General features: G+C 62.6%; 10 protein-coding genes. 5 read left to right on the top strand and 5 right to left on the bottom strand.

Features of this window, described 5'->3' with window-relative positions; translation table 11 throughout:
- Nucleotides 1-45 precede the first annotated feature (45 nt).
- On the top strand, nt 46-1,122 hold the full coding sequence (locus AC1DWA_RS04120) for a hypothetical protein (RefSeq protein WP_021332528.1): 1,077 nt from the start codon (nt 46-48) through the stop codon (nt 1,120-1,122).
- A 13-nt stretch (nt 1,123-1,135) separates the two neighbouring features.
- Here AC1DWA_RS04120 and AC1DWA_RS04115 read toward each other — a convergent pair whose 3' ends face one another.
- Entirely contained in the window at nt 1,136-1,606 is a 471-nt protein-coding gene (locus tag AC1DWA_RS04115; RefSeq protein ID WP_003940753.1) for a gamma-glutamylcyclotransferase family protein, read from the bottom strand.
- 154 nt (nt 1,607-1,760) lie between these two features.
- Here AC1DWA_RS04115 and AC1DWA_RS04110 point away from each other — a divergent pair, with 154 nt between their 5' ends.
- Nucleotides 1,761-3,164, top strand: coding sequence for an NAD(P)H-quinone dehydrogenase (locus tag AC1DWA_RS04110; protein ID WP_020969166.1), 1,404 nt, complete (start codon nt 1,761-1,763; stop codon nt 3,162-3,164).
- Between the two features lie 180 nt (nt 3,165-3,344).
- Entirely contained in the window at nt 3,345-4,526 is a 1,182-nt protein-coding gene (locus AC1DWA_RS04105; RefSeq protein ID WP_283567979.1) for an aminotransferase-like domain-containing protein, read from the top strand.
- Here AC1DWA_RS04105 and AC1DWA_RS04100 read toward each other — a convergent pair.
- Entirely contained in the window at nt 4,507-5,292 is a 786-nt protein-coding gene (locus AC1DWA_RS04100; protein ID WP_477846076.1) for a CoA-transferase subunit beta, read from the bottom strand. The genes AC1DWA_RS04105 and AC1DWA_RS04100 overlap by 20 nt on opposite strands.
- Nucleotides 5,289-6,203, bottom strand: a complete 915-nt coding sequence (locus AC1DWA_RS04095) for a CoA transferase subunit A (RefSeq protein ID WP_020907046.1) — start codon at nt 6,201-6,203, stop codon at nt 5,289-5,291. The genes AC1DWA_RS04100 and AC1DWA_RS04095 overlap by 4 nt, the downstream gene beginning before the upstream one ends.
- Before the next feature lie 84 nt (nt 6,204-6,287).
- On the opposite strand from AC1DWA_RS04095, the gene AC1DWA_RS04090 reads away from it, so the two are divergent.
- The gene (locus tag AC1DWA_RS04090) at nt 6,288-7,184 is read left to right on the top strand and encodes a LysR substrate-binding domain-containing protein (RefSeq protein ID WP_020907047.1); all 897 of its coding nucleotides are present in this window, start codon (nt 6,288-6,290) and stop codon (nt 7,182-7,184) included.
- Here AC1DWA_RS04090 and AC1DWA_RS04085 read toward each other — a convergent pair.
- Together AC1DWA_RS04085 and glpK are read right to left on the bottom strand one after the other, a co-directional pair.
- On the bottom strand, nt 7,181-8,596 hold the full coding sequence (locus AC1DWA_RS04085; protein ID WP_019747710.1) for an MFS transporter: 1,416 nt from the start codon (nt 8,594-8,596) through the stop codon (nt 7,181-7,183). The two genes, AC1DWA_RS04090 and AC1DWA_RS04085, sit on opposite strands and share 4 nt — an antisense overlap.
- A gap of 171 nt (nt 8,597-8,767) precedes the next feature.
- The gene (gene glpK / locus AC1DWA_RS04080; RefSeq protein WP_019747711.1) at nt 8,768-10,258 is read right to left on the bottom strand and encodes a glycerol kinase GlpK; all 1,491 of its coding nucleotides are present in this window, start codon (nt 10,256-10,258) and stop codon (nt 8,768-8,770) included.
- Between the two features lie 108 nt (nt 10,259-10,366).
- Between glpK and AC1DWA_RS04075 the strand changes: the two genes are divergently transcribed.
- Nucleotides 10,367-12,109, top strand: coding sequence for a glycerol-3-phosphate dehydrogenase/oxidase (locus AC1DWA_RS04075; protein ID WP_047890264.1), 1,743 nt, complete (start codon nt 10,367-10,369; stop codon nt 12,107-12,109).
- The last annotated feature ends 91 nt before the right edge of the window (nt 12,110-12,200 follow it).

The following is a 12,200-nucleotide window of genomic DNA, read 5'->3' as shown; positions in this document are numbered from 1 at the left end:
CGTCGGGGGTACCGTTTTTCGTGTCGTTCGAGTGAAGGTACGGGCATGTCCATAGGTGTGGGAGTGCGAATCGGCACATTGGTGTCGACGGCTGTAGTTGCGTCCAACGATCCGGGTTCGGCCGATCCGGTGGTGTTGGTCAGGGACACGATTCTCAATCAACGCAAGGACGGAACGACCGTGCTCGGCGGTACCGAGCAATTGGGTGCCGGCCGTGAATTCTCGGAATCATGGTCAGGTTTTGTCGGCCGTGTGGGGGACCCGAGTGGCGTCTCCGGAACGGCCGATACCCGTTACCGCGCCGAGGATTTGGTGGCGACGTCGATTCGCTGCCTGTTGCAGGAATGCGAGCCGCTGCCCGATCGTGGTGGTCGAAGTGGGGGAGCGCCCGACATCGTCGCGACCTACCCGTCGCGCTGGGACTCGTCCACAGCGGCCCTCATGCAGGATTCTCTGGTCTATGCAGGCCTCGAGCGTGTCACTCTCGTCTCGGACGCCGAGGCGGTCTCGGCGTGGTTCGAGTCGGAAATCGCGGCACTCGCCGGCACGCTCATCGGCATCTATCACGTCGACGACACCGGGGCCGCGGTCACGCTGGTGCGTTCGGGCGTCGCCGCCGGCCGCGCATTCGGCTTCGCCGGCGACGGGAGTTCACCGAGTTCACGCCTCGCGACGGCACTGGGTGCGTTCGGTTGGATGCCGGAGAACCTGGACGCCGTAGTCGTCACCGGTGACGGAGAACCGGCGACAGACAAAGCAGCCATGATGTCCATAGCGGCCGGAATCGCCGAAAAGCTCGGTGTCAGATGTGAACTCGGGCCCGGACCGGAGCAGTCGGCCGCGCTGGGAGCCGCAATTCTGGCTGCCGGTTTCACCTCGACGTCGCACACGATCGTTCCGATCGGTTTGCCGCCTTCACACGACGTGACGGAGGTGTTCGACACTCTCGGACGTGAGAAGGTGGCGGCTGAAACTGCAACCGGGGTGGCAACAGTCGAGCCGGAAACTGCAATTGCCGCAGGCGAATCGGAGTCACGCGGTTCCAAGCGTGTGCTCATCGGCCTGACGATTGTGGTGGTACTCGCAGCACTTGCAGTGCTCGCGTATTTCCTGCTGCTTTGAGCAGGACAGCTATCTAATCGGTAACACCGTTACCCGGACCCACGTTGCGGCTGTTTCTCGTCCGCAACTCTCGCACGTACTCGGCCGGCGCTCCGGCAATCTCGGCGGCGTCGGCCATCACGCCGATGTAGCGGGCCGACGGCAGTCCGCCTTCGTACGCATCCATGACGTAGAGCCAAGCGAGCACCGCATCGCCTGCGGTGTCGACCCGCACGCGGATCTTGCGGTGCAGACCGAGTTCGGCACCTTCCCAGCGGTCCAGACTCACTTCGTCCTCTTCCGGGACGTCGTAGAGGACCACGAAAACACTGGAATCGGGGTCTTCGACCACGGTGGCGAGAGCCCCCTCCCAGCCGAGGTCCTCGCCGCTGAAGGTCAGGCGCCAGCCTCGCAGCCACCCTGTCCCGGACATGGGCGAGTGTGGGCAGCGCAACAACATCTGCTCGGGATGCATGTTGGAACCGTAGGCGGCATAAATCGACACGGGCGCAAGCCTAAACCGTGGTCCGAGGGTGTGGCGAAGCGGACCACCGGACGCAAGTAATCTGGTACAAGCACTGCGCGACACGTGGTGCTCGAATAGCGTGACACTGGTCGACGGGAGACCCCTGCCGGCCACGCGAGGACTTGGAGGACACATGACCCGGATCGTGATCATCGGTGGCGGACCCGCCGGCTACGAGGCGGCACTGGTAGCCGCGCAGCACGGGGCCACGGTCACCCTGGTCGATTCGGACGGCGTCGGCGGCGCGTGTGTGCTGTTCGACTGTGTCCCGTCGAAGACGTTCATCGCGTCCACCGGAATCCGCACCGACATGCGTCGTGCATCCGACCTCGGCATCACTCTGGATCCGGAGCAGGCTTCGGTGTCACTGCCGAAGATCCACTCCCGAGTCAAGAGTCTCGCGTTGTCCCAGTCCTCGGACATTCGCGCACGGTTGCAGACGGTCGGCGTCGAGGTTCTCTCCGGCACCGCCGAACTGACCGATCCGCTCCTCGGTATGGCAGCACACCAGGTTCGCGCGACGCTCGGAAGCGGCGAGCAGAAGACCATCGACGCAGACGTCGTGTTGATCGCCACCGGCGCCAGCCCCCGCATCATCCCGGGAGCCGAGCCCGACGGTGAGCGAATCATGACGTGGCGTCAGCTCTACGACTTGGACGAGCTGCCCGAGCACCTGGTCGTGGTCGGTTCGGGTGTCACCGGTGCCGAGTTCGTCTCCGCGTACACCGAGATGGGCGTCAAGGTCACACTCGTGTCCAGTCGTGACCGTGTTCTGCCCGGCGAGGATGCCGATGCGGCGCTCGTGCTCGAGGACGCCCTCGCCGAGCGCGGTGTCACCCTCGTCAAGCACGCCCGCGCAGACGCCGTCGAGCGCACCGAGAAGGGCATCATCGTCAAGCTCTCCGACGGCCGCACGGTCGAAGGAAGCCACGCTCTGATGACCGTCGGTTCCGTCCCCAACACCAACGGTCTCGGCCTGGAGCGGGTCGGCATCGAGTTGGACAAGGGTGGATACCTGCGTGTCGACCGGGTCTCGCGCACCACGGTTTCCGGTATCTACGCCGCCGGTGACTGCACCGGACTGCTCCCGCTCGCGTCGGTGGCTGCGATGCAGGGACGTATCGCGATGTACCACGCACTCGGTGAAGGCGTCAGCCCGATCAAGTTGAAGACCGTCGCATCGGCCGTCTTCACGCGCCCCGAAATTGCAACGGTGGGTGTTTCGCAGGCCGCGATCGACAACGGAGAGGTGCCTGCTCGCACCGTCATGTTGCCGCTCAACACCAACCCGCGTGCCAAGATGTCCGGTTTGCGCCGCGGCTTCGTGAAAATCTTCTGCCGCCCGGCTACCGGCGTGGTCATCGGCGGTGTTGTGGTCGCGCCCACCGCTTCGGAACTCATCCTGCCGATTGCGATCGCCGTGCAGAACAACCTGACGGTCAACGACCTGGCTCAGACGTTCTCGGTGTACCCGTCGCTGACCGGATCGATCACCGAGGCAGCTCGTCAGCTCATGCGTCACGACGACCTGGACTGAGAACGGACCAGAGTCTTCTTACAATGTGAGAAGTCTGTTTCACATACTGAAGTATTGGTGAGATAGTCGAGATACCGACCGAATCAAGGGTCGGTATCTCGGCGCTCTCCCGCCCCGTTGACCCAGGACGGCTCAGGGTGTTTTCCTCTGACCTTCATTCTGCGTGCCTGGGAGCTTCACATGACACACGCCGCGCTGTCCGCTCGTATGGACGGACTCCGTAGTTCTGCAATTCGCGATCTGCTCACCTTGACTGCCCGACCCGACGTCATCAGCTTGGCCGGCGGACTACCCGATCCTGATTTCATTCCGCGGGAACGAATCTCGAAGGCAGCCCACGACGCACTCGGTGACCCCTCGTCCGTTCAATACGGCGAGACGTCAGGCCTGCGGCGCCTCCGTGAGGTGATCGCCGAGCGCGAATCCTCCAAGATCGGGCGGGCACTCGACGTGTCCGAAGTTGTGATCACACACGGTTCTCAGCAAGGTTTGAGCCTGCTCGCGCAGGTCCTCCTCGACGCCGGTGACGTTGTGGTCGTGGAGGAACCGGCATATACCGGTGCGCTGCAGGTCTTTCGGACGGCGCAGGCTCGTCTCGTTCCCGTCCAGTTGGACGAGGACGGAATGGACACCGACGCGCTCGAGGCGAAACTCGCCGCCGGTCTTCGGCCCAAAGTTGTGCACACCGTGAGCAATTTCCACAACCCGCGGGGCGCGGTGCTTTCGGCGCCGCGGCGAGCGCACTTGGCGGCGCTGGCGGACCGATACGGGTTCTGGGTTCTCGAGGACGACCCGTACGGCGAACTGTACTTCGGCGAGAAACCGCCCGCACCGCTGGCGGCGTTGTCGGACAGGGTGATTCGGCTGTCCAGTGCTTCCAAAGTGTTGGCACCGGCGCTGCGCGTCGGCTGGCTGCACGGCGACCGAAAGGTCTGCGAGGCGGTCGAACTGATCAAGCAAGGCGCTGACCTGTGCGGGTCTTCGCTCACCCAGCAGATCGCCGCAGACCTCTTCTCCGACGTCGATTGGTTCGAAACGCACCTCGACAAGCTCCGGGAGGGTTACGGCGCCAGAGCGAAGGCGTTGGTCACGGCCGCCGAGACGGAATTGAGTGGGCGTGCACGCTTTTCCGAGGTCCGCGGCGGGATGTTCTGTTGGATGGATTTCGTCGACGACGTCGACACCACCGAACTCCTGGGTGCCGCGCTCGAGCATGGCGTGGCATTTGTCCCAGGTTCGGCCTTCGCGGTCGAAGCTGACCTCGGTCGAAGCGCTCGACTGTGTTTCGCGACGTATCCCGAAGTCGTGCTGGTCGATGCCGTCGGCAGGCTCCGGAAGAGTGTTACCGCAGGTACAGCCTGACCTTGTCGATAGTGTTGCGGAGCAGATCGATCTCCGTGCTCGATGGTGGGGTGGTGATGGTGACGTGCTCGGCGACGGCGAGGTCCCATCCCGTCGACTCTCGGACTTGATCGACAGAGATTCCCTCGTGGACGCTGGTCAACTCCAATTCGCCGCCGGGGCCCTGGTGTGTCAGGACGCCGAGGTTGGTGAATACCTTGGTCACTCCTGCACCTGCCGGCATGATGCCCTTACCGCTGGCGTGGGCGCGGGCAGGGCTGGGTGAGGTGCAGAAGTCGAGCTCGGCCGGAAAAGAATTGAGGTCGTGGCGACGCATAACGACGAAGATCTCGGCGGCGTTCGCGATGATCTCGACGGCCCCGCCTGCTCCGGGCAGTCTGACCGTCGGGTTCTTCCAGTCACCGATGAAACTTGTGTTCAGACTGCCCGTTCGATCGATTTGAGCGGCCCCGAGAAATCCGACGTCGACGTTGCCACCTTGCAGGACGTAACCGAAGAGCGCGGCCATGCTCAGAACGGATTCGGCACCGGAGACAACCACAGAGTCCGCGATACCCTCGGCCATTGCCGACGGATGTGCACCGCACACTCCGGATTCGTAGATCAGCTCGACGTCCGGATTCGACGTGTGCCGCGCGAGATCGACTGCGAGCGTGGGTAGCCCAACTCCGGCGAAGACCCGGCGCTTACCCGCCAATTCGCGTGCCGCGACGGCGACGATCGTTTCGGTGGATGTGGTGTTACCGGTCCCGATCGTGGTGGTCATAGTCTGCTCCCGTAGTCGACTGGTGTGGAGAGTTTTGGTCCGACCTCGAGATCCGACCAGTAGTCGGCTCCGAGTTTGGCGAGATACTCGCCGTGACTGTCGAGTGCGTACACCCATTCGTCGAGCCAATTTCTCAGCCGTGAAGGGTCTTTGGAGATTTCGGTCCAGCGTCGGTAGAAGCCGCAATCGCGGTCGTAGTATCCCTGCGCGTACGACGGGTGTGCGCCGCGCGGGCAGACGACAACCGCGTCGACTGCATGCGAGGGAATCAGAGTTCGGCTCGGGTCTGACCTGATGACCTCGTCGTCGACCAGTTCTTCGACAACGACGATTGCCTTCTTCGCGGCGTACACGGCCTCTTGCTGCACCCCGGCGATGCCCCAGATCTGCGCGTTCCCGGACGTGTCCGCTCGCTGTGCGCCGATGATCGTGACATCCGGATTCAATGGCGGCACAACGTAGACGCTCCCGCCGCCGTACGGGTCCTCGACGAGTCTCAGTTGTGGGTTGAGTGCGGGTAGATCACTACCGGCGTACGACCGTAGCGGGAAGAAGGGAAGCCTGGCGGCTCCCGCCTGATACCGGCACACCATGCCGTAATGGCTGTATTCCTCGACTTCGAGGGGGAGCGGGTCCTGGTTCTCGATGCGTCTGCGTAACTCGTACAGAGAACCTGCGGAGCCGCTGGCGAAGAACGAAGCGACCAGCTTTCGGACGCAGCCGGCGGCGACGAGTTGATCGGAAACGATGTCCGGCGTCATCCGGCACAGCGTGAGGTCCTTCCTGCCCTGCCGGATGATCTCGTGTGCCGCGGCAAATGGAATGAGATGCGAAAAGCCCTCCAACGCAACAGTCATTCCGTCGCCGACGTATCGACCGATAGCCTCTTTCATCGAGAGCGTCTTGTCCACGTGTGTACCTCTTCTTACGTTCTCGCGCACTTGGTCGGTTTCGGAAACTTGACATGGTCGGCCGGTGTGGCGCAACAATGTCGGGTGGAAATTCATCAGATCAACGCATTTCTCGCGGTGGCTGAGGAGCTACATTTCGGCCGTGCGGCTCAGCGCCTTCGGATTGCGCAACCGCCGCTGAGTCGAACGATCAGGCAATTCGAGAAACAGCTCGGTTCGCCGTTGTTCGATCGAAGTACTCGAACTGTGCGGTTGACTGCTGCCGGTGAAGCACTGCTGCTTCCGGCGCGCGAAATTCTGGACGCGTGCCGGATGGCCGAGATCGCGGTATCCGCGGCAGGCCAGGGAACGACAGGTCGCGTTCGCCTGGGCTTCGCGGGAACCTCGTCGCACCTACTCGTCGGGCGGTGGGCGAAATTGGTGAGAAAGACGAATCCCGGTATCGAATTCGTGCTCGACAGTTCCGCTTTCGCGAACGAGGCGTTGTTGATGTTGCTCGATCGACGCCTCGACATCGGGATGGTCCGGTGGACCGTCCCGCCGCTCGGGATCACGTCGAGATTGATCGCCGAGGAGAACTTTCTGGTTGCCATGTCGAAAGACCACCCGTTGGCGTCGAGGGAATCGGTTCGGTTGATCGAATTGGAGTCCGAGAATTGGGTGACGCTTCCGGCGGAGCCGGGTTCGATTCTGCGGGAGTCTCTGCTCACTGCGTCGAAGAACGCAGGGTTCCTGGCTCGAATCGTGCAGACGGCACCGGATTCGATGTCGTTGATCGCGCTGGTGTCCGCGGAAATCGGATGCTCGTTGACTATTTCGTCGGTGGCCCAAAGCATCGTGAACCCTGATGTTGTCTTTGTTCCCGTCATGGATCCACCTCCTCCCCTTCAACTGCGTATCGCCTGGCGAGATGGAGACGACAGACCTGCTCTTCTCGAAGTGTTGAAATTGTCCGAGCAGGCGCTGCCGTCCCTGGCTTAGACGGTTGCCCTCCCGGTAGGAATTTCACCCGCTTCGGACTTCGGCGAGTTTGCAGTATCGGCAAGAGCGTTCTCGAGTTCGAGCTCGTCGTAATCCGCTTGCTCGGCCGTCGAGAGTTCGCTTGCGTTGTAGCCGGTACGTCGGAGCAGGAGAAGGGTGCAGATCAGCGAGACAAGTGCGTACAGTCCGGACACGATCGCGACCCCGACGATGTTGCCTGACGTGTTGAGCATCCACTGCGCCAGTACCGGAGTTCCGCCGCCGACGACAAGGGAACACAGTTGATACGCCGTCGACAGACCCGTGTAACGGATGTTCGCAGGGAAGGCGCGAGCGAGAACGCCGGCGATGGCGCCGTAGAACATCGAGTGCGGGATCGTGGCGAGACACATCGCAACGACTGCGATGGTGAAGTTCCCGGTTCTGATGGCAAAGAACATCGCGGGCATGAGAACGAACTCCGGTATCACCATCAGGCACATGGCCTTCCGCATGTCTATCTTGGAAACCAGAACGGCCCCGAACGGTTGGACGATGAACTGCACGACAAGTGCGATCGCGATAGCGGCGAGGAATGTGCCGCGGTCGTATCCGAGTTCTTTTGTAGCCCAGGACAATGCGAAGGTGTTCTTGAAATAGGTGACCTGGGCGAGGGGGAGTGCGCCGGCGCCGAGGAGAACCAGCACCCAGTGCTTGCGCAATACTTCGGCGAGCGGAAGTTTGACGACCTTCTTGCGGGCGAGAACGGCCTTCATCTCGTCGGACTCTTCGAGTTTCAGGCGAATGATCATGCCGAGGATGACCAGGCCTGCCGAAACGAGAAAAGGGATTCGCCAGCCGTAGAGAAGGAATGACGGCGTCGGCATCGAGGACAGCAGGAAGAATGCGATGGTTGCCAACAGATTTCCCGCGGGGGAGCCCTGCTGAGCGAACGCGGAGTAGAGGATGCTCTTGCCCTTCGGTGCGTTCTCGCTGGCGATGAGTACCGCGCCACCCCACTCACCACCGACCGCAATTCCTTGGATCACGCGAAGGGTGACCAGACCGATCGGGGCCCACATGCCGACCTGCGCGTAGGTGGGGAGGAGTCCGATCCCGACAGTGGCGACGCCCATCATCATCAAGGTGATGACCAGAGTGTTCTTGCGCCCGATCCGGTCTCCGAGATGACCGAAGATGATCCCGCCGATCGGCCTGGCGAGGAACCCTGCCCACAGGGTGATGAAGGCGAGGAGCGTGCCGACTCCGTTCGGCAGCGTGTCGGAGAAGAAGATCTCGCCGAATACCAGGGCAGCCGCGGTGCCGTAGATATAGAAGTCGTACCACTCGATGGTGGTTCCGATGAATGAAGCGATACCGGCTCTTCGTGCCTTGGCGTTGATCTCCTCGGAACTGCGAGTGGGTGAACTCATGCGTGGCGACCTTTCTCTGCAACATTCGCGGCGCCGAAACGTGGCGCGCCTGAATGAGATTCGCAGAGTGGTGTAGGTCACGTCCAATACCAACTTGGTCGCCTATTGATACCTCAGGAGTATCAATAGGCGACCATGATCAGCTCTTCCGGTATGGAAGGATCGGGGTGATTACTCGGACCAGTTGTACGTCCGCTCGACGGCCTTGTTCCACTCCGCGTACAGCCGTGACCTTTCGGACTCGTCCATCGCCGGTTCCCAGGTTTGGCCGACGGCCCAGTTGTTGCGGATGTCTTCGGTGTCGGCCCAGTAACCGATGGCGAGGCCCGCTGCATACGCAGCGCCGAGTGCTGTCGTTTCGTTGACCACCGGGCGGATGACGGGAACTCCGAGGATGTCCGACTGGAACTGCATCAGGGTTTCGTTGACCACCATGCCGCCGTCGACCTTCAGCGCGGACAGTTCGACTCCCGAATCCGCACGCATGGCGTCGATGACCTCACGGGTTTGGTATGCCGTCGCCTCGAGCGCCGCGCGAGCCAGGTGTCCCTTGTTGACGAACCGCGTCAGGCCGACGATCACGCCGCGTGCATCCGGTCGCCACCGGGGTGCGAACAGTCCGGAGAACGCGGGTACGAAGTAGGCGCCGCCGTTGTCGTCGACACTCGCGGCGAGCGGCTCGATGTCCTTGGCGTTCTGAATGATTCCGAGATTGTCCCGAAGCCACTGGACCAAGGAGCCGGTCACCGCGACGGAACCTTCGAGTGCGTAGACGGCAGGGGCTTCGCCGAGTTTGTAGCAGACGGTCGTCAGCAGTCCGTGCTTGCTGTGCACCGGCTTCGTTCCGGTGTTGAGAAGCATGAAATTGCCGGTGCCGTAGGTGTTCTTGGCTTCACCCTCGGAGAGGCAGGCCTGGCCGAATGTGGCTGCCTGCTGGTCACCGAGGATTCCGGCGACCGGCACACCGGCGAGATTGCCGCGAGGACGGCCGGTGCCGTAGACCTCGGACGAACTCCGGATTTCCGGGAGCATCGACATCGGGATTCCGAAGTCCGCGCAGATCGATTCGTCCCACTGAAGGGTCTCGAGATCCATCAGCATCGTGCGTGACGCATTGGTGACATCTGTCACGTGAACACCGTCGGTCAGGTTCCATACGATCCACGTGTCGACGGTGCCGAAGCACAATTCTCCGGCCTCCGCTTTGGCTCTCGCGCCGTCCACGTTGTCGAGAATCCACCGGATCTTCGGCCCGGCGAAGTAGGTCGAGAGCGGCAGCCCGGTCTTGTCTCGGTACTTGTCCGGACCCTCGTCGCCGCCCAGTTCGACACACAGTTGATCCGTGCGCGTGTCCTGCCACACGATCGCGTTGTAGATCGGCTTGCCCGTCGAACGCTCCCAAACGACGGTCGTCTCACGCTGATTCGTGATTCCGACGGCCGCGATGTCGGCCCGCGTGAGGTCGACCTTCGCGAGAGCGCCGGCCACCACCTCCCGGGTGTTGATCCACAGCGCAACCGGGTCGTGCTCGACCCAACCGGCACGCGGGAAAATCTGCTCGTGTTCTTTCTGCGCAACGCTCACCACGGCGCCGTCGTGATCGAAGATCATGCAGCGGCTCGACGTCGTGCCTTGGTCGATGGCGGCGATGTATTGATTCACTGTGCTCCTATGTTCGGGCGCGTTCGCAGTTATCCGTGCGCTGTCGCAGTATGTGGATCAAGCTACTAGCCTGTAAACGGATTCGTCGTCGACTTACAGGAGACCGGGTTGAGTAAGCAGCAAGGTGCGCAGTTTCTCGGCCCGCAGCAGCGTGAAGCTGCTTGGGAACAGCTTCAGACCGAGCAATTCGACGTCGTCGTTGTCGGCGGCGGTGTTGTCGGTGTCGGGGCTGCGCTCGATGCGGCCACCCGCGGACTCAAGGTTGCGTTGGTCGAGGCCCGTGACTACGCATCCGGCACGTCCAGTCGCTCGTCGAAAATGTTCCACGGCGGTCTCCGCTATCTAGAGCAACTCGAATTCGGCCTCGTTCGTGAAGCATTGCGTGAGCGCGAACTCTCGCTGACCACGCTCGCTCCGCACCTGGTCAAGCCGCTGAAGTTCCTGTTCCCTCTGGCTCACCGAGTGTGGGAGCGCCCGTACATGGCGGCGGGAATCTTCCTCTACGACCGAATGGGCGGCGCAAAGTCGGTCCCCTCCCAGAAGCACTTGACGCGGGCGGGCGCACTACGCATGTCGCCGAGCCTCAAGCGCAGTTCGCTGACCGGTGGCATCCAGTACTACGACACCGTCGTCGACGACGCTCGGCACACCATGACCGTCGCACGGACCGCTGCACACTACGGCGCGGTCGTCCGAACGTCGACGCAGGTAGTCGGCTTTCTGCGGGAAGCGGATCGGGTCTCGGGAGTTCGTGTTCGCGACTGCGAAGACGGCCGTACCGCCGAGGTCAAGGGTCACGTCGTCATCAATGCGACCGGTGTCTGGACGGACGAGATCCAAGCGCTCTCACGTCAGCGCGGACGGTTCCGGGTGCGAGCGTCGAAGGGCGTACACATCGTCGTCCCGCGCGATCGCATCGTCAGTGAAGCCGCCATCATCCTGCGTACCGAGAAGTCGGTGCTGTTCGTCATTCCGTGGGGCAGTCACTGGATCATCGGCACCACTGATACCGACTGGAACCTGGATCTCGCACATCCGGCGGCAACCAAAGCAGATATCGACTACATCCTCGGCCACGTGAACTCCGTCCTGGTCACGCCGCTGACGCACGCCGACATCGACGGTGTGTACGCCGGTCTGCGTCCGCTGCTTGCCGGTGAAAGCGACGAGACGTCGAAGCTCTCGCGCGAGCACGCCGTTGCCCGTGTGGCTCCAGGTCTGGTCGCCATCGCCGGCGGAAAGTACACGACGTATCGGGTCATGGCGGAAGACGCCGTCGACGTCGCAGCAGAAGACATTCCGGCGCGGGTTGCGTCGTCGATCACGGAGAAGGTACCGCTCGTCGGCGCCGACGGATACTTCGCGTTGATCAACCAGACCGTGCAACTGGGCGAGCAGTACGGCTTGCATCCGTATCGCGTCAAGCACCTGCTCGACCGCTACGGTTCGCTCATCACCGAGGTCCTCGAACTCGGCCGGCAGACACCGGAGTTGTTGCAGCCCATCACGGACGCGCCCGATTACCTTCAGGTCGAAGCTGTGTACGCCGCCGCGGCCGAAGGGGCACTGCACCTCGACGACATCCTCGCCCGCCGTACGCGTATCGCAATCGAATATCCGCATCGTGGTGTCAACTGCGCACAGCAGGTCGCCGGATTGGTTGCCCCGATTCTCGGTTGGGATGCCGCCACCGTCGAACGCGAAGTCGACACGTACCGAGCGCGTGTCGAAGCGGAAATCGAGTCTCAGACCCAGCCGGACGACGAGTCGGCGGACGCATTGCGCGCCGCAGCGCCGGAGTCGCGGGCCGAGATCCTCGAGCCCGTCGTCGTGGTGCCGGATCGGGTCTGAGTCGCCCGTCGTTTGTTTCCAGTCTGTCGCGGGTAGGCGGATGGCGAATCACCACCCGTGTCAGCACAGACCGGTCGAGCGTCGCCCAGGA

This window comes from Rhodococcus sp. P4_F3_2 (genome assembly GCF_056401335.1).
This window is presented reverse-complemented; position numbering and strand designations above follow the sequence as displayed.

Bases quoted from the DNA above. Each gene is read 5' to 3' on its own strand.
- AC1DWA_RS04120 (WP_021332528.1), top strand. From the start codon at position 46: ATGTCCATAGGTGTGGGAGTGCGAATCGGCACATTGGTGTCGACGGCT.
- AC1DWA_RS04110 (WP_020969166.1), top strand. From the start codon at position 1,761: ATGACCCGGATCGTGATCATCGGTGGCGGACCCGCCGGCTACGAGGCG.
- AC1DWA_RS04105 (WP_283567979.1), top strand. From the start codon at position 3,345: ATGACACACGCCGCGCTGTCCGCTCGTATGGACGGACTCCGTAGTTCT.
- AC1DWA_RS04100 (WP_477846076.1), bottom strand. From the start codon at position 5,292: ATGACCACCACGATCGGGACCGGTAACACCACATCCACCGAAACGATC.
- AC1DWA_RS04085 (WP_019747710.1), bottom strand. From the start codon at position 8,596: ATGAGTTCACCCACTCGCAGTTCCGAGGAGATCAACGCCAAGGCACGA.